This is a genomic window from Pseudomonas sp. MC6 (assembly GCF_054790575.1).
The window spans coordinates 2,290,180-2,314,895 of record NZ_CP186504.1; the positions used below are offsets into that span (position 1 = coordinate 2,290,180).

The following is a 24,716-nucleotide window of genomic DNA, read 5'->3' on the forward strand; positions in this document are numbered from 1 at the left end:
TCCTTATTGATGCACGGCGAGCTGATAAGCCGTGTACTTGCGAATATTGATCACGCCGGTATCGAAGATCAGGTACTGGCCTTTGATCCCCAACAACGTGCCTTCGGCAATCGGGTTCTTGTCCAGGTTGAAGCTGACGATTTTGGCCGGGTATTGCTCGACCGGATAGCGGATTTCCAGCGGTTCGACATCGGCAATGGTCTGAATCGCCTGCAGGCCGAATCGCTCTTGCAGGCCTTGCAGACCTTCAGCGCAACTGTCGAACAGTTGATCGCGCACTTGTGCCAGATCGACCGCCACCGCATCGCCCTTGAGCAACGCGCGCCAGTTGGTCTTGTCGGCCACTTGGCTGCGGAACAGGTCTTCAACGAAGCCCGACTGCTGCCGCGTCGACACGCGCATGATCGGCAAGGCCTGACACGCGCCCTGATCGATCCAGCGGGTCGGCAGTTGCGTTGCACGGGTGATGCCAACCTTGATGCCAGACGAGTTGGACAGGTAAACCACGTGATCGGTCATGCAGAACTGCTCGCCCCACGCAGGATCGCGGCACGTGCCGGCGTCATAGTGGCAGCGCTCCGGGCTCATGATGCACAGGTCGCACTGCGCCAGTTTGGTCATGCACGGGTAGCAATAGCCCTGACTGAAACTGGTCTTGGTTTTACGCCCACAATGGGTGCAGTGGATCGCCCCCAGGTACTCCAGACGCACCGTGGTGCCGATCAACGGGTTGACCGGCACCTCGACGTCATCCAGACGAAACGCGTATTGCACGTTCGGCCCGTCCAGGCGCGCCGACATTTTGCTGATTGCACCGCGGCCAATCTCGATCAATGGATCGCATCCGACTTGAACAGGATGTTCGGCACTTCGATCGACTTCGATGCACATTCCTGCGGGCCCATGTAACCGGTGCGCTGGTCTTCAGGCAGGTTCTGGATTTCCCAGGCGATCATCGCCTGCAACGACAGCTCGCGCTGTTCGGCGGTGAGCTTGCCACCGTCCGACCACTTGCCGATTTCCACAGCCAGTTTCAGGCTCTCGTAGATGTCCGGGGTAATGTTGTTGATCATGTCGTTAAAAGAGGACATCAGGGTCTCCGTGCTCTTTATCTACAGAAAAATTTCAGGCGGCCAGTTTACGGCGGTTATACAAACCACCCAACAAACCGGTGAAGCATCCGATGAGTAACCCGCCGACATGGGCGGCGTTGGCGATTTCGCCGAAACCGATCATCGAGATCAGCCCCGACATGCACACCAGCAACCACACCAGCATCATCACCAGCACGCCGCGCGGCAGGCGATAGGCCGGGTTCGGTGCCAGCAGCTGGAAGATCCAGCAATGCCCGAGCAAGCCATAAAGTACGCCGGACAGGCCGCCAAACAAGGTCGCGCCGCTCCAGACAAACTGTGCGTAGTTGGACACCAGACTGAACAGCAGCGTCAGCCCGATCAGATTGATGCTGCCCTGGCGCGACTCGATACGCCGCCCCAGCTCCCAGTACCACATGCCGTTCATGGCCAGATGGAGGATGCCGAAGTGGATCAGCATCGGTGTGACCAGACGCCACCACTGCCCCGCCGCCAGACTGTCGGCTAACGGCGTGAAATGGATGTACTCGCCAACTACCTGAAAATCGAGGAAGGTCAGCCAGCGCAGCGTTTGCAGGTTCTCACCGAGGTAGGTCAGCCCGCCAACGATCAGGCACAACAACAGGATGAACCCGGTGGCCTTGGCGTATTTCAGTTGCTCGGTGAAGCTCGGCCGCTTGAAGGTCGGCGCGACGGGAATGTCCATTTGCTGATCGGGATCGCCCGCCGGGAAGCGCTCGTACAGCGAGCGCACGTCTTCGCTGATTTCCGCCGGTGCCCACAGCACTTGTTCGCCCGCCTCTTCGCTGACGCGATGCGGCACTTGCATGCGTTGCAGCAGTTTGACGAAACCACTCAAGTCCACCGCCAACGGCAGACGCAATACTGCTACCGCACTCATTGCAGCACCTCCGGCCGCTCGACATCGACCCAGACAAATTTATGCGGATCCAGACGTGTTTCCTGATCCAGACGATAGGCGACCAGTTTGCCGTAGAGCACCGCGCTGTAATCCAGACACGCGAGGTTCGGGCGGATCGGCGCCGGTTTGCCGCTGCGCCAGTAGTGGCCGACGAACAGCAACGGCTCGTCGACACCGTAGCGCAGCAGGTTATTTTTTTCGCTGGAGGTCAGCGGCTTCTGCGCCACCGGATCGGGCAGCGCATCGGGCTGGAAGACGATATCGCCGTAGGTCTTCGGATCGTCTTCCCAGAACTTGGTGCGGAAGAACGAACGCACCAGGCCATCGCCGCTGGTCATGGTCAGACCATCCGGCAGACGCATGTCGGTGCCGCGCAACAGGCGGTCGAACACGGTGCAGGCGAAACTGTCCGGCACCGCCGAGGCCTGCAGGAAGTGTTCATCGATGCAGCCGTTGGGGAACAGCGCGCGCAACGGTTCGATCAGTCCGGCATCCCAACAGGCATGCACGACGCGGAAACGTCCGGCGTCGACAAACAGCGGCAGCTCATAGAACCAGCGCTGGAAATCATGCCAGTCGCCTGGATGGTCTTCGAACTGGGTCAGGGTTTCGTGCAGCAGACGCGCATGGCGCGGCGTGTGTTCGCGGACGAACTGCTTGCCGCTGCCCGGCGGCGCCGGCGTGCTCCAGCCGAGGGCGTTGAATTCGTGGTTGCCCATGATGCACAAGGCCTGGCCGGCCTCGACCATGTCGTGGACGATGTGCAGCGCCTCGCGAATGCGCGGGCCTCGGTCGATGATGTCGCCGACGAACACGGCCATGCGCGATGGATGCCGCCAGACCCCGCCCTGCTTGTGATAACCGAGGCGGTCGAGCAAGTGTTCGAGGGTCAGGGCGCATCCGTGCACGTCACCAATCAGGTCATAACTGCGCGCGGGATCGAGCATCAGTCGCCTCCACCGCCCAGCTTGCTGCCCCAGCCGAGCTTGGTGCGGCAGACTTCGTAGTAGTTGTGATCAAGCGGGTGAATCAGGCGCAGCTTCTGCGCTTTCTTGCTGACGGTGATGGTGTCGCCCGGCGCGCAGGTGAAATGGTTCTGCCCGTCACAGGAGACTTGCGGGTAAATCTGCATGTTTTTCGACACGACGATTTTCAGCTCACTGTTGCCATCGACCACAATTGGCCTGCTCGACAACATATGGGGGTACATCGGCACAATCACAATGGCATCGAGCTTGGGATGCATGATCGGCCCGCCGGCAGACAGCGCGTACGCGGTGGAACCGGTCGGCGTGGCGACGATCAGGCCGTCGGCCTTCTGGCTGCAGACGAACTGACCGTCGATGTACAGCTCGAACTCGATCATCCGCGTTGATTTGCCGGGGTGCAGCACGACATCGTTGAGCGCATCGCCCTGACCAATGGCCTCGGCGTGGCGGCGCACTTCGGCTTGCAGCAGGAAGCGGTTTTCCACCAGATAGTGGCCGTCGAGCACCTTGGCGACTTCGACTTCCAGCTCATCCGGGCGAATATCGGTGAGGAAACCGAGGCTGCCACGGTTGATCCCCAGCACCGGAATATTGTGTTTGGCCAGCGCTCGCGCGGCACCGAGCAGGCTGCCGTCACCGCCAACGACGATGACCATGTCGCAGACTTCGCCGAGCATCTTGCGCGACGAGGTTTGCAGGCCGTGGCCCGGCAGGACTTCGGCGATGGTGTCTTCGAGGATCACATGCAGGTGACGATCGAGCAGAAACCGTTTCAGTCGGCGGACGGTATCCAGCACCTGGGAACTGCCCAGGCGACCGATGATGCCGATATTACGAAATTGCTCCATGGGACCTCTGCGGACAATCGAAAACGCGAAAAACCCGATTATGGGCGAAAGCGCCGGTTAGACAAAATCCTTTCAGCCTCAAGGGTGTGCTCGTGTTTACGGCTATGCTCGCAAGATGATCCTATTTCCCGACTTGCTTCAGTTGCCTCACCAATTACGCCATCCGGAAGTGCGCGATCTGGCGTGGGTGATCCTCGCCCCGCCGATGCTTGCTACCACGCCGTGGCCGCAGCGCCATCCGCTGGCGGGCAGCGATTGGGTGCATGACCCGCAGCGACTGGAGCACTGGTTGCGCCAGCTCGACCGCGACAGTTATGGCTTATTGCATTGGCTGTCGCAGGCGCGCACGCGGCGTCTGGGCTTGTATTACGAACGGCTGTGGCAGTTTGCCGTGGAGCATGCGCCGGGCATTGAACTGATCGCCGCCAACCTGCCGATCCGCCGCGAGGGCCACACCCTCGGCGAGCTGGACATGCTGTTGCGTGACCGCGACGGCGTGCATCACCTGGAACTGGCGATCAAGCTTTATCTGGGCCCGCAAAATGGCGACGGTCGTGATCCCGCGCAGTGGCTAGGCCCGGGTTGTCATGATCGGCTGGATCGCAAACTAGCGCATCTGGCCGAGCATCAACTGCCGATCTCCGCGCGTCCGGAAAGCCGCGAAGTGCTGGCGGCGCTGGATATCGAGGTGTTCAGCGCGCAGCTGTGGCTGGGTGGTTATTTGCTGTACCCGTGGCCCGGGCAGGCTGAATCACCGAACGGTGCGCATCCGCAGCATTTACGCGGGAGCTGGTTGCATCAAAAGGATTGGCCGGCATTTGTTGCGCAACGTCCGGCCGGACGCTGGCAACCCCTGCCCCGCCATGCATGGCTGGCGCCGGCGCATTACCCGGCGGATCAGACCTGGACATTGGAGCATTTACGGATGTGGCTGGAAGACCTCGAGCCGCTGGCACCGGCACAACTGATGGTGCGCCTGATCGAGAATTCGCAGGGGGAATGGGAAGAGACTGAGCGGTTGTTTCTGGTCTCCGATCTTTGGCCGAATGTACCCGGCCAGCCCTGAAGTTTTTGTGGCGTTTGTACAGGCCCTATCGCGAGCAGGCTCACTCCTACATTGGAATGCGTTCCCCTGTAGGAGTGAGCCTGCTCGCGATAGGGTCACCTCGGTCTAAAGGGAAAGCCGCAAAGCCAAAGCCGCCAACGTCACCAACAACACCGGCACCGTCAGCACAATCCCGACCCGGAAGTAATAGCCCCAGCCAATGTGAATCCCCTTGCGCTCCAGCACATGCAGCCACAACAACGTGGCCAGACTGCCAATCGGCGTGATCTTCGGCCCCAGATCACTGCCAATCACGTTGGCATAAATCATCGCCTCCTTGACCACTCCGCTGGCCTGACTGGCATCGATCGACAACAAGCCAATCAACACCGTCGGCAAGTTGTTCATGATCGACGACAGCAACGCCGTCAGCACCCCGGTGCCCATTGCCGCACCCCAGACGCCATGACCGGCGAAGACATCCAGCCAACCGGCCAGATACCCGGTCAGTCCGGCGTTGCGCAGGCCATACACCACCAGGTACATGCCGAGCGAGAAAATCACGATCTGCCACGGCGCTTCTTTCATCACCTTGCGCGTGGAAATCTTGTGACCGCGAGCGGCGATGCCCAACAGCAGTGCGGCGCACACGGCGGATATCGCACTGATCGGAATGCCCAGCGGCTCCAGCGCAAAACAACCGATCAGCAGAATCACCAACACCGCCCAGCCGGTATAAAACGTGGCTTTGTCATGGATCGCGGTTTCTGGATGCTCAAGTTGCTCAGGGTCATACGTCGATGGAATGTCGCGGCGAAAAAACCACAGCAACATACCCAGCGTTGCCGCGACGCTGACGAAGTTGACCGGCACCATCACCGCTGCGTAGCGGTTGAAGCCGATGTGAAAGAAGTCCGCCGAAACGATGTTGACCAGGTTCGACACCACCAGCGGCAGGCTCGCGGTGTCCGCGATAAACCCCGCGCCCATGACGAAGGCCAGCGTCGCCGCCGGGGAAAACCGTAGCGCGAGCAACATCGAAATCACGATCGGGGTGAGGATCAGCGCCGCGCCGTCATTGGCAAACAACGCCGACACCAGCGCGCCGAGCAGCACCATGAAGGCAAAAAGCTTGCGCCCACTGCCGCGTCCCCAGCGCGCCACATGCAGCGCGGCCCAGTTGAAGAACCCGGCTTCGTCGAGCAACAGACTGATGATGATCAGCGCGACGAAGGTGCCGGTGGCATTCCAGATGATCTGCCACACCAGCGGGATATCGCTCAGGTGCACAACGCCGAAGATCAGCGCCAGCACCGCGCCAAGCGTGGCACTCCAGCCGACGCCGAGGCCTTTGGGTTGCCAGATGACAAGGGTGATGGTCAGCAGGAAAATCAGTGACGCAGCGAGCATCCGCAACAGCCTTAAATTGAAATGGGGTTATGAAGCCAACACAAAACCTGTAGGAGTGAGCCTGCTCGCGATAGCGGACTGTCAGTTACCAATTGGTCGACTGACACACCGCTATCGCGAGCAGGCTCACTCCTACATTGTTCCGTGTACAGGTTACTTCTTGTGTTGTTCTACGAATTGTCCGTAGGCATTGATAAAACTCTGCAGAAAAGGTTTCACCGATTCGCTCAATTTTCCCGCCTCATCAAACGCCGAACCCGCGCCGCCCAGGTACGCTTCTGGCTGCTGCATGCACGGCACATTGAGAAACACGAACGACTGGCGCAGATGCTGGTTCGCGCCGAAACCACCGATAGCGCCGGGCGATACACTGATCACCGCGCCCGGCTTACCACTCCAGACAGCTTTGCCATAAGGCCGCGAACCGACGTCAATGGCGTTTTTCAACGGCGCCGGCACCGACCGGTTGTATTCGGGCGTGACAAACAGCACCGCGTCGGATGAACCCACTTTTTCCCGGAAAGTGCTGTAGGCTGCCGGCGGTGAATCACCGTCGATGTCTTCGTTGTAAAGTGGCAGATCGCCAATTTCGACAATCTCAAGTTTGAGGTTCGCCGGTGCCAGCTCCGCCAGTGCCAGGGCGACCTTGCGATTGATCGATGCTTTACGCAGGCTACCGACCACTACAGCGACGTTGTAGACATTGCTCATGGAAGACTCTCGATGGTCCGTGGGAGGAGCCAGTAGTTATAGATGATCCGGTGACGATTCCACCAGCACACAATGGGAAATTCCCGCGCGCTGATTATTTTTTTCCTGTAGGAAAACTTACAGGCCTTGATGGCGGTCTACCAAGCCGCAAATCAAGCGTTTTATCTCCAGAGGTTCTAAGCAGATGGCAGCAGTACTCGTCGGTCAGTTCCATGCAAGAGATGCGGAAGGCCGCGTTTATTCCGTGCATGAGTTCCAGGAATCCACCCCGTCGGACGACGGTCTCACTGGCTCGGAGCCGATTTACCGACTGGCCATTGGCGATCGCATTAAAAAGATCGATGACCAGACATTCGAACTGGTTCAGTCCGGCATCACCCTGATCCGCGAACCCGAGCCAACCATCGCTTCATAACTGGCCGTTATGAGCAGAAGTCATATGCGCAGACTTGGGGTAGGATTCAGCCACTGACCCCACCTGCTGAACATGGACTTCACGCATGCGTTTACGTCATATCGAAGTGATTCAGGCGCTCTTGCAGACCGGTCACCTGGGCACCGCCGCCGAATGGCTGCAGTTGCCGGTGGCCGAGGTCGAAGAGCGTTTGCGCGAAGCCGAAAGTCAGTTGGGGTTCATGCTGTTCGCCAGCGTGCGCGGACGCCTGCAATCGACGCCCGAAGCACGGGCGTTGCAGGTGGAAATCGCCCACGTTTATGAAGCTCTGGAACCCGTGCAACGGTTGGCCAGCAGCCTCAAGCAATACCTCGCCCCGCCACTGCGCATCATCGGCACCCCGCCGCTGGCGCAACAGTTACTCCCGCAAAGTCTCGCCGCCCTGCGCCGACGTCTGCCCGACGCACCGTGCAGCCTGCTCAGCGCGCCGACCCGCGACATCGTCCGCAGCCTGTTGCTGCGCGAGAGCGATCTGGGCTTGAGCCTGCACGATCCCGAACACCCCGACATTGATTGCCGGCCACTGGCCCAGGGCAAGCTGCAATTGCTCGCGCCCCACGGTTGGTTGCAACCGAAGCAGAAATACATTTCTTTGCAGGATCTCGCTGGCCAGGCGATGGTCGGCCTAGAAGGTCAGGACCCGCTGAGCCCGGCGCTGGAAAACAAGCTGCAGGCCTTGCGCCCGGCGCCAAGCATCCAGACCCGCGTGCAAACCCATCAGATGATGCGCAGCATGGTCGAGGCCGGCGAAGGCCTGGCCATCGTCGACCCGTTCACTGCATTGGGCGCACGCTCTGCCGGGCTGGATGTCTGCCCGCTGTCGCCAGCGGTGCCGATCAGCCTGTACGCCCTGACCTTCAAGCACGCCGCGCCGTCAGCGGCGATTCAGACCCTGCTCGCCATCGTCACGGAACAAGCCGAGGCGATGCTGTCGAACTGAGCGGGTTTTCCAGTGGATTATCGAACAATCGGTACCAGAACAGCGCCACTTCGGCGGTGTTCGGATCAATGCCGCGATAGCGCAACTGGTCCACGCCACCAATCACGTAGCCGCAGCGCTCATACAACCGACAGGCGCCGAGGTTGTTGTTCTGGGTTTCGAGCATGATCCCCGGCAGCTTTTTCTTGCGGCTCCAGAACTGCGCGACATCGAGCAACGCCTTGGCCACACCATGCCGACGAGCCGGCGCGTGCACCGCCAGCTCGTCGATATGCGCGAAGCCGTTCCAGTTGGTGCTGATCACCAGATGGCCAACCGGCTCATCGTCGAGATAGGCCATGAAAATCGCGCTGTCCGGCGCGTTGTGAAAGGCGCTGAACTCCTCCGGATCGATGCCGTAACACTTGCGGTACGGGATGATCGGCGTCACCCGCCATTGCTCGACCGGCTGGCCAATCACGGCCGCGCCATAGGCGGCGACTTCGAAACTGAAGTCGCTGCCCCAGATATACGGCGCAAAGCCTTCATCGGCGACACGCACCGACAGCCCTGGGTATTTTGGATTCATGACCGGTTGCATACTGGGAAAAGTCCTCATTCCTTGACGCAATCGACGGTGTATTGCCGTCCATTGCCTTCGTCTTCGTGCTGCAATCCATGCACATCCACGACAAAACCGGGGAAGCTGCTATCGAACGTGCGAGCAAATTTCAGGTAATCAATGATCGAGCGCGTCGATTCGGTAAAGCGTTCGCCGGGCATGATCAGCGGAATCCCCGGCGGATACGGCACCAGCATCACTGCGGCAATGCGTCCTTCGAGCTCATCGATGGGCACCGCTTCGACTTCACCACGTACCAGATGATCGTAGGCATGAGCCGGTTTCATAGCAATTTCCGGGAGCACGGTGTACATGCGTTTAAGGTGTTTGGCCGTGGCGTTGCTGCGATAGCAGGCGTGCAGTTGATCGCACAAATCGCGCAGGCCCATGCCGCGATAACGCGCGGCGTCTTCTTGTGCCACGCACGGCAGGCAGGTTTCCAGACGCACGTTGGCATCGTAACTGCGTTTGAATTCCAGCAACTCGGTGAGCAGCGTGCTCCATTTGCCCTTGGTGATGCCCATGGAGAACAACACCAGAAATGAATACAGACCGGTTTTTTCAACAACCAGGCCACGCTCCCATAGAAACTTGCTGACCACCGCCGCCGGGATGCCCTTCTCGCTCAGTGCGCCGCCGGCGTTCAGCCCCGGCATTACCAGCGTGACCTTGATCGGATCGAGCAGGACGTAATCGTCACTGACTTCACCAAAACCGTGCCAGTCGGCCTGCGGTTGCAGCAGCCAGTCCTCCGTCTGTACGCGGTCAATGCCCTCGACACCCGGCGGCTGCCAGATCGAAAACCACCAGTCATCAGCGTCGATATGCTGGCGCAGTTTGGCCAGCGCGCGGCGGAAGCTCAGCGCTTCATCGAAGGTTTCCTGCAACAGCGAACGCCCGGCCGGGCCTTCCATCATCGCCGAGGCAACGTCCAGCGAGGCAATGATGCTGTACTGCGGCGACGTCGAGATATGCATCATGAACGCTTCATTGAAACGATCGCGATCCAGTTGCCGCGCGCCGCCGTCCTGCACATGAATCATCGACGCCTGACTAAACGCGGCAAGCAATTTGTGCGTGGAATGGGTGGTGAACACCAGCGGGCTGTCTGCGCTGCGCGAGGTGGCCATACCATAGCGCCCGGCGAAGAATTCGTGAAACGCCGCGTAGGCGTACCAGGCTTCGTCGAAATGCAGTACTTCGACACTGTTGCCGAGGCTTTGCTTGATCAGTTCGGCGTTGTAGCAGAGGCCGTCGTAGGTCGAGTTGGTGACCACCGCGAGTTTGACTTTTGGCGCACGGTCCTTGGTTAGCGGGCTGGCATCGATCTTCGCCTGAATCGATTCGCGGCTGAATTCGCTCAGTGGGATCGGGCCGATAATTCCCAGTTCATTACGCTCCGGGCACAGGTACAACGGAATCGCGCCGGTCATGATGATCGCGTGCAACACCGACTTGTGGCAGTTGCGATCGACCAACACCAGATCATCGCGGCCAACCATCGAATGCCAGACAATCTTGTTGGCGGTCGAGGTGCCATTTATCACGAAAAAGGTGTGATCAGCGCCGAAATTGCGCGCCGCACGCTCTTCGGCTTCGGCGAGCGGCCCGGTGTGATCGAGCAGCGAGCCAAGCTCCGGCACGGACACCGACAAGTCCGAACGCAAGGTGTTTTCGCCAAAAAACTGGTGAAACGCCTGCCCCACCGGACTCTTGTGATACGCCACGCCACCACCATGGCCAGGGGTGTGCCAGGAATAATTGGAATCGGCGGTGTGCTGCACCAACGCTTTGAAAAACGGCGGCAGCAAGCCGTCCAGATACTTGCGCGCCGCCCGCGCCACTTGCCGGGCCAGAAACGGCACGGTGTCTTCAAACAGATAGAGAATGCCGCGCAGTTGATTGAGCTCGGCCATGGCATCGGCCGGGGCATTTTCCAGGGTAACTTGCTCGCCCAAGGCAAAGATTGGCAAATCCGGTGCGCGCACCCGCGCCAGACCAATCAGTTCGGCCATGTTCTGCAGCAGATGGGAATTGGTGCTGGCGTCCTCGGCGGCAATCAGCATGCACGCGAGGCCGTGGTGGGTCGACGCCACCAACCGCCCTTCGGTGTAGTCGATAGCCGAAACGATATTGAAACCTTCCTGCTCCAACTCCCGGGCGATGCCACGGATACGGTCACCGGCGACCGTGTCGGCCTTGATGTCGCGATGGACGATCAACACCGGAAACTTCAAATCTTTGTACATGGGGCTCAGTGTCCTGAGGCGGCGGCTCAATGTCTGCCAATGCACTCAGGGTAGAGGGTTGCGGCGAATGTGGCGAGGGTGGCCACTTGGCTTCATACCGCCAAAAACAAAAGATCGCAGCCTTCGGCAGCTCCTACAGAGGATCGCATTCCAATGTAGGAGCTGCCGAAGGCTGCGATCTTTTGATTTTCAAGCCTGAGCGTCCGCCTCGGCGATTTGCGTCCACATCGCCGGGCCACCGGCAGACTTGGCAATAATTTCCAACCGCGCCAGATGCGCCGCCAGTTCATCTTCCGTCGCACGAATGATCCGCGCTGGCTGACGATCCGCCGGCAAACGACGAATCTCGGTCGCCGAGTTGTCCGCGCCATCGCCGGTGCCATTGCCGTCAGACGCATTGCCCGCCAGCGACAGACTGGTCTGGCCACCGGTCATGGTCAGGTAGACGTCGGCGAGAATCTCCGAGTCGAGCAAGGCGCCGTGCAGTTCACGGCCGGAGTTGTCGACGCCATAACGTTTGCACAAGGCATCGAGGCTGTTGCGCTGCCCCGGGTGACGTTCCCGGGCCATCATCAGGGTGTCGAGGATCGAGCAGTGCTGCGTGATGTCAGCGCGATCCTGCTGGCCCATCAAGGCGAATTCGTTGTTGATGAAGCCAACGTCGAACGCCGCGTTGTGGATGATCAGCTGCGCGCCTTTGATGAACTCGAAAAACTCATCGGCGACTTCGGCAAAACGCGGCTTGCCGACCAGGAATTCGTTGGTGATGCCGTGAACGCCGATGGCGCCTTCATCACTCTCGCGATCCGGTTGCAGGTAAACGTGAAAATGCCGGCCGGTCAGGCGTCGGCCGATCAGTTCGACGCAGCCGATTTCAATGATCCGGTGACCATCGGTCACCGGCATGCCGGTGGTTTCGGTATCGAGTACAACGGATCTGGTGGCCATCAGTGTTCAGCTCTCAACGGGTCGTTCTTGCAAAAAAACGCGGATGTTAGCACGCTCGGCGGGGTGTTTCAGGTGGACCGTGTCGCGCCCTTCGCGAGCAGGCTCCCACATTGGAATGCATTCCAACTTAGGGCATCAGATCTGGAATGCATTTCCCTGTGGGAGCGAGCCTGCTCGCGAAGGCCGCGACACGGTGTAACGACAAAATCAGCTCTGCTTGTAACCACGGACCTCATCCACCCCACGATTAGCCAACTGGTCCGCCCGTTCGTTACCATGATGGCCAATATGCCCACGCACCCATTTCCAGGTGACCTTGTGGCGGTTGACCTGCTCGTCCAGTTCTTTCCACAGATCAGCGTTCTTTACCGGTTCTTTCGCGGCGGTTTTCCAGCCACGCTTTTTCCAGTTGGCCATCCACTCGTTGATGCCCTTCATCACGTACTGCGAGTCGGTCACCAACAGCACTTCACACGGACGCTTCAAGGCTTCGAGGCCACGAATCGCGCCGAGCAGTTCCATGCGGTTGTTGGTGGTATTGGCTTCGCCGCCCCACAGTTCCTTTTCGACGCCCTTGCACACCAGCAAGGCGCCCCAGCCGCCCGGGCCGGGATTGCCCTTGCAGGCGCCGTCAGTGAACAGTTCTACGGTGTCGACGCTTTCAACGCTTTCGCTCATGCCAATCTATCCAGAAAAATGCCTGTCTTGCCGATCACGGACCGACAATGACCGAGGCCGGGACAAGCCCGACCACAAATAAAGAAGGTTTACGGTTCGATGCGCCGGCGATTGACCTTGGCCATGGGCAGCGGAATCAGCTTGCCCATCGGCTCGCGACGCTCCTGACGCAGCGGCCGCAACCCAACCACGATCTTGCGCGCGACCAGTAAATAGAAGCCGCCGCCCGACAACTGCCAGTCACCGGCCTTGCGTTCCCAGCCGGCCAGACGGGCCTGCCACTTGGGTGACGCGAGCGGCGGACGATAGCACCCGAAGCGGCGTTTCTCCAGCGCGAAGCCCAGCAGATTGAGCCAGTCAGCAACCCGCGACGGCGAGATGCAGCGTGCCTGGCGCAAGGCGTCGTGGGCGAAAACATGGCGCAATCCCCAGGTGCTCCACGGGTTGATGCCGATGATCAGCAAATGCCCGCCGGGGCGCACACTGCTCGCCGCTTCACGCAGCAAACCATGGGGCGACAGGCAGAAATCCAGACCGTGCTGCATCACTACCACGTCGGCAGCATGCTCGCTCAGCGGCCAGGCCTGTTCTTCGCAGACGATCTCGACGCCGGGCAACGGCGCGCCAAGGCGCACATTACGCTGCACTTGCGGCGCCGCCGGCGGGGTTTCGGCCGACGGCCCGTAATGCACCAGATAACCGCCAAAGAACCGACCCAACTCGTCTTCGAGCATGCGCCGCTCTTCATCGAGCAGAAATTGCCCGAGCGGGCCGGACAGCCATTCACGGGCTGCACCGATCAAGGCCAGCCAGTCAGGATCAGCCTGTGCGAACGCTTTATCACTCATCGCATTCTCCAAAGCGCCAGGAACTACTAAGATGCGCCAATGTTTCCCGCTTGGCGAATTCCGACAATGATACAGATCAGTGCCCTGCCCGCGTTCACCGACAACTACATCTGGTTGTTACAGGATCACCGCACCCAGCGCTGCGCTGTGGTCGACCCGGGCGATGCCGCGCCGGTTCAGGCGTGGCTTGCAGCGCATCCGGGCTGGGTGTTGAGCGATATCCTGATCACCCACCACCATCATGATCACGTCGGCGGCGTCGAACGCCTGAAAGCGGCGACCGGCGCCAAGGTCTACGGGCCGACCAGCGAAAACATTCCGGGACGCGATGTGGCGCTCAAGGATAACGACACAGTCAGCGTGCTCGGCTGGGACTTCGACGTCTATGCGGTGCCCGGTCACACCCTGGGACACATTGCCTATTACCACCACGGTCTGCTGTTCTGCGGCGACACGCTGTTCGCTGCCGGTTGCGGACGTTTGTTCGAAGGCACGCCGGAGCAAATGCACCACTCGCTCAGCCGCCTCGCCGCGTTACCGGAAGATACGCTGATCTACTGCACCCATGAATACACTCTGAGCAATCTGAAGTTTGCCGCCGCCGTCGAGCCGGGCAACCCGGACATTGCCGCCCGTCTGGAAAAAGTCACCCAGCAACGGCAAAACGGCGTGATGACCCTGCCTTCGACCCTGGCCCTGGAAAAACTCACCAACCCGTTTTTGCGCACCACTGAAACATTAGTTACACAAAAAGTGGACGAACGGGCAGGCGCTCAAAACCGGGCGCCGAGCGAGGTATTTGCGGCTCTGCGGGCCTGGAAAGATACGTTCTAAGTGACCCAGCACCTGATACAAAAATTCTGAATGGTTGACCTAGGGGGGTGCGCTTTCTAGAATCGCCCGACATTTTTGCCCGGAACTTACTTCCAGCCAATGTCGTCATCCATACGTAAGTCCGTCAATTCAGACGCATTGACCCGCCTGGCGCAAGCCATCGCGGTGGCTGTGTCCGCCACGCTGGCGGGCTGTTCCAGCCATGCTCCGCAGACTGAAGCGACCCATACGCCGAACATTGCTGCGCGAGCCAAGCAGAAGCCGATCTGGCTGACCGAAAAGCCCAGCCCACAGGTTCCTCAGGACATCTGGGAACGCATGCGCCAGGGCTTTCAGCTGCAGGAAGGCCTCGGCGTCAACCCGCGCATCGAGCAGCAGCGCCTGTGGTTCGCCAGCAATCCCTCTTTCCTCGAGAACGCCGGCGAACGCGGCAGTCTCTATATTCACTACATCGTCGAACGCCTCGAAGAACGCAACATGCCGCTGGAACTGGCCCTGCTGCCAGTGATTGAAAGCGCCTACAACCCGATGGCCTATTCACGGGCCGATGCTGTAGGGCTGTGGCAGTTCATTCCTTCCACCGGGCGTTACTTCAACCTGCGTCAGACCCGCTTCTATGATGGCCGTCGCGATATCACCGCTTCGACCACGGCAGCCATGGACTACCTGACCCGCCTGCACGACATGTTCAACGGCGACTGGTTGCTGGCCCTGGCGGCGTATAACGCCGGTGAAGGTACCGTCAGCCGCGCGATCGAACGTAACGAAAAGCTTGGCCTGCCAACCGACTACTGGAACCTGCCGCTGCCGGCGGAAACCCAGGCGTACGTGCCGAAACTGCTGGCATTGTCGCAAGTGGTACTGGCGCCGGAAGCCTACGGCGTGAACCTCAACCCGATCGCCAACGAACCGTACTTCCAGGTCGTCGAAATCAACCAGCGCATGGACCTGTCGAAAGTTGCTGCGGTGGCCAACATCGACGAAGACGAACTGTTCCAGCTCAACCCGGCCTTCAAGCAGCGCACCACCATCGACGGTCCTCAGCATTTGCTGGTGCCAACGTCGAAGGCGCAATTGCTCACTGCCAGTTTGCAGACCATGCGGCCTGACGAACTGATCAGCCCGCGCTCGCTGAAACCGGTGTTCGAAGGCGCCGATCCTTCCGAAGTGGCAAAACTCAAGCGTGCTTATCGCGTGAAGCGTGGCGATAACCTCGGTTCCATTGCCAAGGCCAACAAGGTCGAAGTCAAGGATCTGCAACGCTGGAACAAGCTGACCGGCAAGAACCTCAAGGTCGGCCAGACCCTGGTCATGCAGGACACCACCAAACGCGCACCGGCTCGCAAGTCCGGCCGGGTCAACACGGTGGTTGCGGCCAACAGCAAGAGCAAAGGCAAAGACGACAGCGCGCAGCAGACTCAGTACAAGGTCAAGCGCGGCGACACGCTGTACGTGGTGGCCAAGCGCTTCAACGTTGAGATGCAGCATCTCAAGCGCTGGAATCCGGGTGCGGGTAAAGCACTGAAGCCGGGGCAGATGCTCACGGTTTATCAGCCGCACTGACAGATGAGCCCCTGAGATTTCGGGGGCTTTTTTTTGGTGATGTTTTTGTGGTGTGCTTTAGATCCATCCCCCTCACCCCAGCCCTCTCCCCACGGGGGCGAGGGGGAAAGGGAGCCGATCGAGGGCTTTTCAAAACGTGAGTTCGACTCGGTATTGCACGTCGGTGCAACTCTCGCAAACACCGCAAACAGTCCCCTCTCCCCCCGGGAGAGGGTTAGGGTGAGGGGCTCTTCGCGCAAACGATTAACCGCGCATTAACCCGCATCTTTTTCCTGTCCAGACAAGCTGTTACTGTACGGCCCACTAAGCCCAAGCCGCCTGGATCGGATCTGACTTGAAGCGTCCCCTCCTCCTGCTCCTGATCAGCCTGGCCTTGAGCTCAACCGCAAGCGCGACGATTACCCAAAGTCACGGTTATGCGCAGTTCGGCACGCTCAAGTACCCGGCCAGATTTACCCACTTCGACTGGGTCAACCCGCAAGCGCCCAAGGGCGGTACGTTGCGGGTGATGGCGTTCGGCACCTTCGATACGGTCAACCCGTACACGTTCAAGGGCACCAGCCCGGTCACCACAGCGAATTTCCTCCAGTACGGCATCAATGAGCTGAACGAGCCGCTGATGGTCGGTACCGGTCAATATTCGCCGTCCGGCGACGAGCCGGCGTCGAGCTACGGCTTGATCGCGCAATCGGTGGAGTACAGCGAAGATCGCAGCTGGGTCGTCTTCAACCTGCGTCCTGAGGCGCGTTTTCACGACGGCACGCCGATCACCGCTTATGACGTAGCGTTCTCCTATCGAACGCTGCTCAAGGACGGCCATCCGCTGTACCGCACTGCGTTGCAGGAAGTACTGCGGGTCGACATTCTCAACAAACAGCGCATCCGCTTCGTGCTCAAGCGCTCGGGCAATCCGCTGCTGATCCTGCGCCTCGGTGAGTTACCGGTGCTGCCGCAACATTACTGGAAAGACCGCGACTTCAAGGCCACCACCTTCGAACCGCCACTGGGCAGTGGCCCCTATCGCATCACTTCGGTGACGCCGGGTCGACAGTTGATCTTCGAACGGGTCAAGGATTACTGGGGCAAGGACTTGCCGGTCAATCGCGGCAAGTACAACTTCGATCGCATGGAAGTCGAGTTCTACCGCGACAGCGATGTCGCCTTCGAAGCGTTCAAGGCTGGCGAGTTCGACATCTACATCGAGCATCAGGCGAAGAACTGGGCCAACGGCTACAACTTCCCCGCCGTACGCCGAGGCGACGTGATCAAGGCGCAGATCCCGCATCAGATCCCGACCCAGAGTCAGGGCCTGTTCATGAACACCCGCCGTGCGACGTTCTCGGACGTTAAGACCCGTGAAGCGCTGGGCCTGATGTTCGATTTCGAGTGGACCAACCGCGCACTGTTCAGCGATGCCTACAAACGCACCACCAGTTACTACCCCAACAGTGAATTCACAACCTCCGGCCTGCCGGTCGGGGGTGAATGGCTGATGCTCAAGCCGTACAAGGAACAACTGCCGGCCAAGCTGTTCACCGAGCCGTTCACCCTGCCAAAAACCGACGGGCGCGGCATTCCCCGGGAAACCATGCGCAAGGCATTGGCGTTGCTCGCCGAAGCCGGCTGGAAGCTCAACGGCCAGCGCCTGCAAAACGCTAACGGCCAACCGCTGCGGTTCGAGCTGCTGCTGGTCAATCCGAACCTGGAGCGCCTGTACCAACCCTACATCGAGAACCTCAACAGCATTGGCATCGACGCGCGCCTGCGCACCGTGGATCGGGCGCAATACAAACAGCGCCTCGATCAATTCGATTTCGACATGATCTCCATGACGCTCAACCAGACCCTAAGCCCGGGCCTTGAGCAGTGGCAGTACTTCCACTCCAGTCAGGTGAACGTCAAGGGCAGCAAGAATTACGCGGGCATCGCCAACCCGGTGGTCGATCACCTGCTCGAACAATTGCTCGCCGCGCGCACTCGCGACGAACAGGTCGCCGCTGGCAAGGCGCTCGACCGCGTGCTGCTCTGGCAGCATTACAGCATTCCCAACTGGTACCTCAATTATCACCGTCTGGCCTACCGCAACCGGTTGGCCTTCGTCACCACGCCGCCCTACACCCTGGGCCTGAGCGCATGGTGGCTGAAGTCTTCGGAGAAAGATCGATGAAACCCATCCGCGCCCTGCTCGTCCAGGCCAGCGGCTTGCTGTTCGCCGGGCTGGCCTTTGCCGCCCCGCAACACGCCGTGACCCTGTACAACGAGCCACCGAAGTACCCGGCTGATTTCAAGCAGTTCGATTACGTGAATCCCGATGCGCCCAAGGGCGGCGTTTTTCGTCAGGCCGGATTCGGCGGCTTCGACAGCCTCAACCCGTTTATCAGCAAAGGTGTGCCAGCCGATGACGTCGGGCAGATCTACGACACCCTGACCAAACACAGCCTCGACGAGCCGTTCACCGAATACGGCCTGATCGCCGGCAAAATCGAAAAAGCCCCGGACAACAGCTGGGTGCGTTTCTACCTGCGCCCCGAAGCACGTTTCCATGACGGCCACCCGGTGCGCGCCGACGACGTGGTATTCAGCTTCAATACGCTGACCAAGGAAGGCTCGCCGATGTTTCGCGGCTACTACAGCGACGTATCCGAAGTGATCGCCGAAGACCCGCTGAAAGTGCTGTTCAAGTTCAAACACAGCAACAACCGCGAATTGCCACTGATCCTCGGCCAGTTACCGGTGCTGCCGAAACACTGGTGGGCCGATCGCGATTTCAACAAGGGCAACCTGGAAATCCCGCTCGGTAGCGGCCCGTACAAGGTCGCCGAAGTGAAGGCTGGCCGTTCGGTGCGTTACGAGCGGGTCAAGGATTACTGGGGCAAGGACCTGCCGGTCAACCGTGGCTTCTACAATTTCGACACGATGACCACCGATTACTACCGCGACAACACCGTCGCCCTCGAAGCGCTGAAGGCCGGGCAGTTCGATTACTGGCTTGAAATGACCGCGAAGAACTGGGCCAACGCCTACAACATTCCGGCGGTCACCGAAGGTCGCCTGATCAAGGAACAGATCGCCAACAGCAACCCGACCGGCATGCAGGGTTTCGTCTTCAATCTGCGCCGCCCGCTGTTCCAGGACGCGCGAGTGCGTCAGGCGCTGGGTCTGCTGTTCGATTTCGAGTGGACCAATAAACAGCTGTTCAACGGTGCCTACTTCCGCACTCGCAGCTATTTCGAGAACTCGGAAATGGCCGCCACCGGCCTGCCCGATGCCGATCAACTGGCGATCCTCGACCCGTTCCGCAGCAAACTGCCGGCGCAAGTGTTCAGCGAAGCCTTCGAAAACCCGAGGACCGATGCCAGCGGCATGATCCGCGCCCAGCAGCGCGAGGCCTATCAACTGCTGCAGGAAGCCGGCTGGAAGATCGTCGACGACAAAATGGTCGACGCCACCGGCAAACCCGTGGTGATCGAGTTCCTGCTCGCGCAGACCGAATTCGAACGCGTACTGCTGCCGTTCAAGCGCAACCTCAGCGACCTCGGCATCGATCTGGTAATCCGCCGCGTCGACGTTTCGCAGTACATCAACCGCGTGCGTTCGCGTGATTTCGACTTGATGGTCGGCAGCTTCCCGCAGTCCAACTCGCCGGGCAACGAACAGCGCGAATACTGGATGAGTGCCGCCGCCGATAAACCGAGCAGCCGCAACACCATGGGCTTGAAGGATCCGATCGTCGATCAACTGGTCGAGAACCTGATCAACGCCGACTCGCGCAAAAGCCTGGTGGCCCACGCCCGTGCACTCGATCGAGTGCTGCAATGGGGTTATTACGTCGTGCCCAACTGGCACATCAAGACCTGGCGCGTGGCGTACTGGAACCACATCGGTCACCCGAAAGTCTCGCCCAAGTACGACATCGGGATTAACACCTGGTGGGTCAAGCCGAACGCAAAACCGGCGATAGAAGTCGAAACCAAACTGCAAGCCGACCCTGTGGGCACGGAGTAATCAGATGCTGGCGTATATTTTTCGGCGACTGCTGCTGATCATCCCGACGCTGTTCGGCATCTTGCTGATCAACTTCGTGATCATTCAGGCCGCGCCCGGTGGCCCGGTGGAACAGATGATCGCCAAGCTCGAAGGCTTCGAAGGCGCCACCAGCCGGATTGCCGGCGGCGGTGCCGAGGTGTCCGTGGCCGGTTCGTCCTATCGCGGCGCGCAGGGTCTGGATCCGGCGCTGATCAAGGAAATCGAGCACATGTACGGGTTCGACAAATCGGCCCCGGAACGCCTGTGGATCATGGTCAAGAACTACGCGACGCTGGATTTCGGCGACAGCTTTTTCCGCGACGCCAAGGTCATCGACCTGATCAAGGAAAAGATGCCAGTGTCGATCTCGCTGGGGCTGTGGAGCACGCTGATCATGTACCTGGTGTCGATCCCGCTGGGGATCGCCAAGGCCACGCGGCACGGCAGCCACTTCGACGTTTGGACCAGTTCGGCGATCATCGTCGGTTATGCGATCCCGGCGTTCCTCTTCGCGATCCTGCTGATCGTGGTGTTTGCCGGCGGCAGTTATCTCGACTGGTTCCCGCTAAGGGGCCTGACCTCGAACAACTTCGATGAACTGAGCATGGGCGGCAAGATCCTCGATTACTTCTGGCACTTGGCGCTGCCGGTGACGGCACTGGTGATCGGCAACTTTGCGACCATGACCCTGCTGACGAAAAACAGCTTCCTCGACGAGATCAACAAACAATACGTGGTCACCGCCAAGGCCAAAGGCCTGACCCGTCATCGCGTGCTCTACGGCCACGTGTTCCGCAACGCCATGCTGCTGGTAATTGCCGGGTTCCCGTCGGCGTTCATCGGCATTTTCTTCACAGGCTCTCTGCTGGTGGAAGTGATTTTCTCCCTCGACGGCCTCGGGCTGATGAGTTTCGAAGCGGCGATCAACCGCGACTACCCGGTGGTGTTCGGTACCCTGTTCATCTTCACCCTGCTCGGGCTGGTGGTGAAACTGATCGGCGACCTCACCTACACCCTGGTCGATCCGCGCATCGACTTCGAAAGCCGGGAGCATTGAGATGAACCTGTCCCCTCTCAACCGCCGCCGCTTCGAACTGTTCAAGGCCAACAAGCGTGGCTGGTGGTCGCTGTGGCTGTTTCTGATCCTGTTCGGCCTGAGCCTCGGCGCCGAGCTGATCGCCAACGACAAGCCATTGGTGGTGCATTACGACAACAACTGGTACTTCCCGGCGATCAAACGCTACCCGGAAACCACCTTCGGCGGCGAATTCCCGCTGGAAGCCAACTACAAGAGCCCGTACATCCGCGAATTGCTCAAGGCCAAGGACGCGTGGGTGCTGTGGGCGCCGATTCCCTACAGCTACCAGAGCATCAACTACGACCTGAAAGTCCCGGCCCCGGCCCCGCCCTCGGCGGACAACCTGCTCGGTACCGACGATCAGGGCCGCGACGTACTGGCGCGGGTGATTTACGGCTTCCGCATTTCCGTGCTGTTTGCGCTGACCTTGACTGTGTTGAGTTCGATCATCGGCGTGATTGCCGGTGCGTTGCAGGGCTTCTATGGCGGCTGGGTCGATCTGGCCGGGCAGCGTTTTCTGGAGATCTGGTCGGGGCTGCCGGTGCTGTATCTGCTGATCATTCTCGCCAGTTTCGTCCAGCCCAATTTCTGGTGGTTGCTGGGGATCATGCTGCTGTTCTCGTGGATGAGCCTGGTCGACGTGGTGCGCGCCGAGTTCCTCCGTGGACGTAACCTTGAATACGTGCGTGCGGCGCGGGCGCTGGGCATGCAGAACGGCGCGATCATGTTCCGCCATATCCTGCCCAACGCGATGGTCTCAACGATGACCTTCATGCCGTTTATCCTCACCGGCGCCATCGGCACCCTGACCGCTTTGGACTTCCTCGGTTTCGGCTTGCCGGCCGGCAGTCCGTCGCTGGGTGAACTGGTCGCGCAGGGCAAATCCAACCTGCAAGCGCCGTGGCTGGGCATGAGTGCCTTTGCCGTGCTGGCGCTGATGTTGAGTTTGCTGGTGTTTATCGGCGAGTCCGCTCGCGATGCCTTCGACCCGAGGAAGTGAAATGAATCAGGACAATCTGATCGAAGTGCGTGACCTCGCCGTCGAATTCGGTTTCGGCGAGCGCGTGCACCGGGTCGTCGAAGGCGTGAGTTTCGACATCAAGCGCGGTGAAACCCTGGCGCTGGTGGGCGAATCCGGCTCGGGCAAATCGGTGACCGCGCACTCGATCCTGCGCCTGCTGCCCTACCCGATGGCCCGTCATCCCGCCGGCAGCATCAACTATGCCGGGCAAAACCTGCTGGGCCTCAGCGAAAAGACCATCCGGCATATTCGCGGCAACCGCATCGCGATGATCTTTCAGGAGCCGATGACTTCGCTGAACCCGCTGCACTCGATCGAGAAGCAGATCAACGAAGTGCTCGGCATCCACAAAGGCCTGACCGGTAAAGTCGCGACCAAGCGCACGCTGGAGCTGCTGGAGATGGTCGGCATTCCCGAGCCGCACAAGCGCCTCAAGGCCCTGCCCCACGAATTGTCCGGCGGCCAGCGTCAGCGGGTGATGATCGCCATGGCTTTGGCCAATGAACCGGAACTGCTGATTGCCGACGAACCGACCACGGCGCTGGACGTGACCGTTCAGCTGAAAATCCTCGATTTGCTCAAGCAATTGCAGGCCCGATTGGGCATGTCGCTGTTACTGATCAGTCACGATTTGAACCTCGTGCGAAGAATTGCGCATCGCGTATGTGTCATGCAGCGCGGTTGCATCGTCGAACAGGCATCGTGCGCAGAGCTGTTCCGTTCGCCGCAGCATCCGTACACTCGCGAATTGCTCGGCGCGGAGCCCAGCGGAGGCCCGGCGAGCAATAAAATCGGTGCGCCGTTGCTCGAAGTCGAGGACTTGAAAGTCTGGTTCCCGATCAAGAAAGGCCTGCTCAAACGCACGGTGGATCACGTCAAGGCAGTGGACGGCATCAATTTCAGCCTGCCCCAGGGTCAGACCTTGGGGATTGTCGGGGAAAGCGGTTCCGGCAAATCCACCCTGGGTCTGGCGATTTTGCGGCTGATCGGTAGCAAAGGCGCGATCCGCTTTGAGGGCAAGCAGCTAGACTGCCTGACGCAGAACGAGGTTCGCCCGTTGCGGCGGGAGATGCAGGTCGTGTTTCAGGACCCGTTTGGCAGCCTGAGCCCGCGCATGTGCGTCGGCGATATCGTTGGCGAAGGCCTGCGGATTCACAAGATGGGCAGCGCCGAGGAGCAAGAAGCGGCGATTATTGCGGCATTGAAGGAGGTAGGTCTGGATCCGGAAACCCGGCACCGCTACCCCCACGAATTTTCCGGTGGGCAACGGCAACGAATCGCCATTGCCCGGGCCTTGGTGCTGAAACCGGCGCTGATCCTGCTGGACGAGCCGACTTCGGCGCTCGACCGGACGGTGCAGCGGCAAGTGGTGGAGCTGTTGCGTTCACTGCAAGCCAAGTACAACCTGACGTATTTGTTCATCAGCCATGACCTGGCTGTCGTCAAAGCGCTGAGCCACCAGTTGATGGTGGTCAAGCATGGCCAAGTGGTCGAACAGGGAGACGCGCAAAGTATTTTTGCCGCCCCCCAACATCCGTATACACAGCAGTTGCTGGAAGCCGCTTTTTTGGCACCAGCCACTGCGCAATAACCTGAAAGAGGAGCAACACATGGGTTTTCTCGCCGGTAAGCGCGTACTGATCGTCGGTGTCGCCAGCAAGCTGTCCATCGCATCCGGCATTGCTGCCGCCATGCATCGCGAGGGCGCTGAGCTTGCCTTCACTTATCAGAACGACAAACTGAAAGGTCGTGTTGAAGAATTCGCCCAAGGCTGGGGTTCGAGCCCTGAGCTGTGCTTCCCGTGCGACGTGGCCAGCGATGAAGAAATCGCCAAGGTCTTCGAAGCACTGAGCAAGAAGTGGGACGGCCTGGACTGCATCGTTCACTCCGTTGGTTTCGCCCCGGGCGACCAACTGGACGGCGACTTCACCGAAGCCACCACCCGTGACGGTTTCCGCATCGCTCACGACATCAGCGCCTACAGCTTCGTGGCCCTGGCCAAAGCCGGCCGCGAAATGATGAAAGGTCGCAACGGCAGCCTGCTGACCCTGTCGTACCTGGGCGCCGAGCGCACCATGCCGAACTACAACGTCATGGGCATGGCCAAGGCTTCGCTGGAAGCTGGCGTGCGTTACCTGGCCGGCTCTCTGGGCCCGGACGGCACCCGCGTCAACTGCGTATCGGCTGGCCCGATCCGTACCCTGGCAGCCTCCGGCATCAAGAACTTCCGCAAGATGCTGGCCGCCAACGAAGCGCAAACCCCGCTGCGTCGCAACGTCACCATCGACGAAGTCGGCAACGCCGGCGCCTTCCTGTGCTCCGACCTGGCGTCGGGCATCAGCGGTGAAATCATGTACGTCGACGGTGGCTTCAACACCACCGCCATGGGCAACATCGAAGAGTGATCTTCGCTTAGCCAATAAAAAACCCGCCTTTTCAGGCGGGTTTTTTATTGGC

The 24,716-nt window shown here is 60.0% G+C and carries 23 protein-coding genes; 11 read left to right on the top strand and 12 right to left on the bottom strand.

What is annotated here, in order from left to right; translation table 11 throughout:
• Window positions 1-3: 3 nt before the first annotated feature.
• The 5 genes from ACOYXE_RS10120 to ACOYXE_RS10140 are packed head-to-tail and all read right to left on the bottom strand — an operon-like array spanning window position 4 to window position 3,853.
• Window positions 4-834, bottom strand: coding sequence for a DUF2797 domain-containing protein (locus ACOYXE_RS10120; RefSeq protein WP_460929015.1), 831 nt, complete (start codon window positions 832-834; stop codon window positions 4-6).
• Entirely contained in the window at window positions 831-1,091 is a 261-nt protein-coding gene (locus ACOYXE_RS10125) for a YeaC family protein (RefSeq protein ID WP_007919229.1), read from the bottom strand. Before ACOYXE_RS10125 ends, ACOYXE_RS10120 begins: the two co-directional genes overlap by 4 nt.
• A 34-nt stretch (window positions 1,092-1,125) precedes the next feature.
• Window positions 1,126-1,995, bottom strand: coding sequence for a rhomboid family intramembrane serine protease (locus tag ACOYXE_RS10130; RefSeq protein ID WP_460929018.1), 870 nt, complete (start codon window positions 1,993-1,995; stop codon window positions 1,126-1,128).
• The gene (locus ACOYXE_RS10135; protein WP_093430727.1) at window positions 1,992-2,963 is read right to left on the bottom strand and encodes a metallophosphoesterase; all 972 of its coding nucleotides are present in this window, start codon (window positions 2,961-2,963) and stop codon (window positions 1,992-1,994) included. The genes ACOYXE_RS10130 and ACOYXE_RS10135 overlap by 4 nt, the downstream gene beginning before the upstream one ends.
• Window positions 2,963-3,853 (bottom strand): NAD(+) kinase, encoded by an 891-nt coding sequence (locus tag ACOYXE_RS10140; RefSeq protein WP_003224174.1) that lies wholly within the window; start codon window positions 3,851-3,853, stop codon window positions 2,963-2,965. The genes ACOYXE_RS10135 and ACOYXE_RS10140 overlap by 1 nt, the downstream gene beginning before the upstream one ends.
• Before the next feature lie 115 nt (window positions 3,854-3,968).
• On the opposite strand from ACOYXE_RS10140, the gene ACOYXE_RS10145 reads away from it, so the two are divergent.
• Complete coding sequence (locus tag ACOYXE_RS10145) at window positions 3,969-4,919, top strand: DUF1853 family protein (protein WP_460929020.1); 951 nt, start codon at window positions 3,969-3,971, stop codon at window positions 4,917-4,919.
• A 105-nt stretch (window positions 4,920-5,024) separates the two neighbouring features.
• Here ACOYXE_RS10145 and ACOYXE_RS10150 read toward each other — a convergent pair whose 3' ends face one another.
• Together ACOYXE_RS10150 and ACOYXE_RS10155 are read right to left on the bottom strand one after the other, a co-directional pair.
• Window positions 5,025-6,308: an arsenic transporter gene (locus ACOYXE_RS10150; RefSeq protein ID WP_160057469.1), complete on the bottom strand. Its 1,284-nt coding sequence runs from the start codon at window positions 6,306-6,308 to the stop codon at window positions 5,025-5,027.
• 153 nt (window positions 6,309-6,461) lie between these two features.
• On the bottom strand, window positions 6,462-7,019 hold the full coding sequence (locus tag ACOYXE_RS10155) for an NADPH-dependent FMN reductase (protein ID WP_007910565.1): 558 nt from the start codon (window positions 7,017-7,019) through the stop codon (window positions 6,462-6,464).
• A 184-nt stretch (window positions 7,020-7,203) separates the two neighbouring features.
• On the opposite strand from ACOYXE_RS10155, the gene ACOYXE_RS10160 reads away from it, so the two are divergent.
• Together ACOYXE_RS10160 and ACOYXE_RS10165 are read left to right on the top strand one after the other, a co-directional pair.
• Window positions 7,204-7,434, top strand: coding sequence for a hypothetical protein (locus tag ACOYXE_RS10160; protein WP_160057468.1), 231 nt, complete (start codon window positions 7,204-7,206; stop codon window positions 7,432-7,434).
• 85 nt (window positions 7,435-7,519) lie between these two features.
• Window positions 7,520-8,413 (top strand): LysR family transcriptional regulator, encoded by an 894-nt coding sequence (locus ACOYXE_RS10165; protein ID WP_160057467.1) that lies wholly within the window; start codon window positions 7,520-7,522, stop codon window positions 8,411-8,413.
• On the opposite strand, the gene ACOYXE_RS10170 is transcribed toward ACOYXE_RS10165, so the two are convergent.
• The 5 genes from ACOYXE_RS10170 to ACOYXE_RS10190 all read right to left on the bottom strand — a co-directional run bounded on the left by ACOYXE_RS10170 (window position 8,379) and on the right by ACOYXE_RS10190 (window position 13,737).
• Window positions 8,379-8,993: a GNAT family N-acetyltransferase gene (locus tag ACOYXE_RS10170; RefSeq protein ID WP_160057466.1), complete on the bottom strand. Its 615-nt coding sequence runs from the start codon at window positions 8,991-8,993 to the stop codon at window positions 8,379-8,381. The two genes, ACOYXE_RS10165 and ACOYXE_RS10170, sit on opposite strands and share 35 nt — an antisense overlap.
• 14 nt (window positions 8,994-9,007) lie before the next feature.
• Window positions 9,008-11,263, bottom strand: a complete 2,256-nt coding sequence (locus tag ACOYXE_RS10175) for an Orn/Lys/Arg family decarboxylase (protein WP_460929024.1) — start codon at window positions 11,261-11,263, stop codon at window positions 9,008-9,010.
• 189 nt (window positions 11,264-11,452) lie between these two features.
• Entirely contained in the window at window positions 11,453-12,211 is a 759-nt protein-coding gene (gene dnaQ, locus ACOYXE_RS10180; protein ID WP_160057464.1) for a DNA polymerase III subunit epsilon, read from the bottom strand.
• Window positions 12,212-12,418: 207 nt separating this feature from the next.
• Window positions 12,419-12,889 carry a ribonuclease HI gene (rnhA, locus tag ACOYXE_RS10185; RefSeq protein WP_007910572.1) on the bottom strand — a complete coding sequence of 157 codons (471 nt, stop codon included), beginning with the start codon at window positions 12,887-12,889 and terminating at the stop codon, window positions 12,419-12,421.
• Window positions 12,890-12,978: 89 nt separating this feature from the next.
• Window positions 12,979-13,737 (bottom strand): class I SAM-dependent methyltransferase, encoded by a 759-nt coding sequence (locus ACOYXE_RS10190; protein ID WP_007910573.1) that lies wholly within the window; start codon window positions 13,735-13,737, stop codon window positions 12,979-12,981.
• Between the two features lie 66 nt (window positions 13,738-13,803).
• On the opposite strand from ACOYXE_RS10190, the gene gloB reads away from it, so the two are divergent.
• The 8 genes from gloB (at window position 13,804) to fabI (ending at window position 24,664) form a co-directional block, all read left to right on the top strand.
• A complete protein-coding gene (gloB, locus tag ACOYXE_RS10195; protein WP_460929027.1) occupies window positions 13,804-14,571 on the top strand; it encodes a hydroxyacylglutathione hydrolase in 768 nt (255 codons plus the stop codon).
• Between the two features lie 99 nt (window positions 14,572-14,670).
• Window positions 14,671-16,134 carry a transglycosylase SLT domain-containing protein gene (locus ACOYXE_RS10200; RefSeq protein WP_038366034.1) on the top strand — a complete coding sequence of 488 codons (1,464 nt, stop codon included), beginning with the start codon at window positions 14,671-14,673 and terminating at the stop codon, window positions 16,132-16,134.
• Window positions 16,135-16,468: 334 nt separating this feature from the next.
• Window positions 16,469-18,301, top strand: coding sequence for an extracellular solute-binding protein (locus ACOYXE_RS10205; protein ID WP_460929030.1), 1,833 nt, complete (start codon window positions 16,469-16,471; stop codon window positions 18,299-18,301).
• Window positions 18,298-20,139 carry an extracellular solute-binding protein gene (locus tag ACOYXE_RS10210; protein WP_460929032.1) on the top strand — a complete coding sequence of 614 codons (1,842 nt, stop codon included), beginning with the start codon at window positions 18,298-18,300 and terminating at the stop codon, window positions 20,137-20,139. The genes ACOYXE_RS10205 and ACOYXE_RS10210 overlap by 4 nt, the downstream gene beginning before the upstream one ends.
• Before the next feature lie 4 nt (window positions 20,140-20,143).
• The gene (locus tag ACOYXE_RS10215; RefSeq protein WP_150650480.1) at window positions 20,144-21,217 is read left to right on the top strand and encodes a microcin C ABC transporter permease YejB; all 1,074 of its coding nucleotides are present in this window, start codon (window positions 20,144-20,146) and stop codon (window positions 21,215-21,217) included.
• A gap of 1 nt (window position 21,218) precedes the next feature.
• On the top strand, window positions 21,219-22,238 hold the full coding sequence (locus ACOYXE_RS10220; RefSeq protein WP_064587187.1) for an ABC transporter permease: 1,020 nt from the start codon (window positions 21,219-21,221) through the stop codon (window positions 22,236-22,238).
• Between the two features lies 1 nt (window position 22,239).
• Window positions 22,240-23,850, top strand: coding sequence for an ABC transporter ATP-binding protein (locus tag ACOYXE_RS10225; protein WP_160057460.1), 1,611 nt, complete (start codon window positions 22,240-22,242; stop codon window positions 23,848-23,850).
• Between the two features lie 19 nt (window positions 23,851-23,869).
• Window positions 23,870-24,664, top strand: a complete 795-nt coding sequence (gene fabI, locus ACOYXE_RS10230) for an enoyl-ACP reductase FabI (protein WP_007910591.1) — start codon at window positions 23,870-23,872, stop codon at window positions 24,662-24,664.
• The last annotated feature ends 52 nt before the right edge of the window (window positions 24,665-24,716 follow it).

Excerpts from the sequence above, each read along its gene's own strand:
- ACOYXE_RS10215 (WP_150650480.1), top strand. The coding sequence starts at position 20,144 with ATGCTGGCGTATATTTTTCGGCGACTGCTGCTGATCATCCCGACGCTG.
- ACOYXE_RS10175 (WP_460929024.1), bottom strand. The coding sequence starts at position 11,263 with ATGTACAAAGATTTGAAGTTTCCGGTGTTGATCGTCCATCGCGACATC.
- dnaQ (WP_160057464.1), bottom strand. The coding sequence starts at position 12,211 with ATGGCCACCAGATCCGTTGTACTCGATACCGAAACCACCGGCATGCCG.
- ACOYXE_RS10150 (WP_160057469.1), bottom strand. The coding sequence starts at position 6,308 with ATGCTCGCTGCGTCACTGATTTTCCTGCTGACCATCACCCTTGTCATC.
- fabI (WP_007910591.1), top strand. The coding sequence starts at position 23,870 with ATGGGTTTTCTCGCCGGTAAGCGCGTACTGATCGTCGGTGTCGCCAGC.
- ACOYXE_RS10225 (WP_160057460.1), top strand. The coding sequence starts at position 22,240 with ATGAATCAGGACAATCTGATCGAAGTGCGTGACCTCGCCGTCGAATTC.
- ACOYXE_RS10140 (WP_003224174.1), bottom strand. The coding sequence starts at position 3,853 with ATGGAGCAATTTCGTAATATCGGCATCATCGGTCGCCTGGGCAGTTCC.
- ACOYXE_RS10145 (WP_460929020.1), top strand. The coding sequence starts at position 3,969 with ATGATCCTATTTCCCGACTTGCTTCAGTTGCCTCACCAATTACGCCAT.
- ACOYXE_RS10190 (WP_007910573.1), bottom strand. The coding sequence starts at position 13,737 with ATGAGTGATAAAGCGTTCGCACAGGCTGATCCTGACTGGCTGGCCTTG.
- ACOYXE_RS10210 (WP_460929032.1), top strand. The coding sequence starts at position 18,298 with ATGAAACCCATCCGCGCCCTGCTCGTCCAGGCCAGCGGCTTGCTGTTC.
- ACOYXE_RS10155 (WP_007910565.1), bottom strand. The coding sequence starts at position 7,019 with ATGAGCAATGTCTACAACGTCGCTGTAGTGGTCGGTAGCCTGCGTAAA.
- ACOYXE_RS10200 (WP_038366034.1), top strand. The coding sequence starts at position 14,671 with ATGTCGTCATCCATACGTAAGTCCGTCAATTCAGACGCATTGACCCGC.
- ACOYXE_RS10135 (WP_093430727.1), bottom strand. The coding sequence starts at position 2,963 with ATGCTCGATCCCGCGCGCAGTTATGACCTGATTGGTGACGTGCACGGA.
- ACOYXE_RS10160 (WP_160057468.1), top strand. The coding sequence starts at position 7,204 with ATGGCAGCAGTACTCGTCGGTCAGTTCCATGCAAGAGATGCGGAAGGC.
- rnhA (WP_007910572.1), bottom strand. The coding sequence starts at position 12,889 with ATGAGCGAAAGCGTTGAAAGCGTCGACACCGTAGAACTGTTCACTGAC.
- ACOYXE_RS10165 (WP_160057467.1), top strand. The coding sequence starts at position 7,520 with ATGCGTTTACGTCATATCGAAGTGATTCAGGCGCTCTTGCAGACCGGT.
- gloB (WP_460929027.1), top strand. The coding sequence starts at position 13,804 with ATGATACAGATCAGTGCCCTGCCCGCGTTCACCGACAACTACATCTGG.
- ACOYXE_RS10220 (WP_064587187.1), top strand. The coding sequence starts at position 21,219 with ATGAACCTGTCCCCTCTCAACCGCCGCCGCTTCGAACTGTTCAAGGCC.
- ACOYXE_RS10130 (WP_460929018.1), bottom strand. The coding sequence starts at position 1,995 with ATGAGTGCGGTAGCAGTATTGCGTCTGCCGTTGGCGGTGGACTTGAGT.
- ACOYXE_RS10125 (WP_007919229.1), bottom strand. The coding sequence starts at position 1,091 with ATGTCCTCTTTTAACGACATGATCAACAACATTACCCCGGACATCTAC.
- ACOYXE_RS10170 (WP_160057466.1), bottom strand. The coding sequence starts at position 8,993 with ATGCAACCGGTCATGAATCCAAAATACCCAGGGCTGTCGGTGCGTGTC.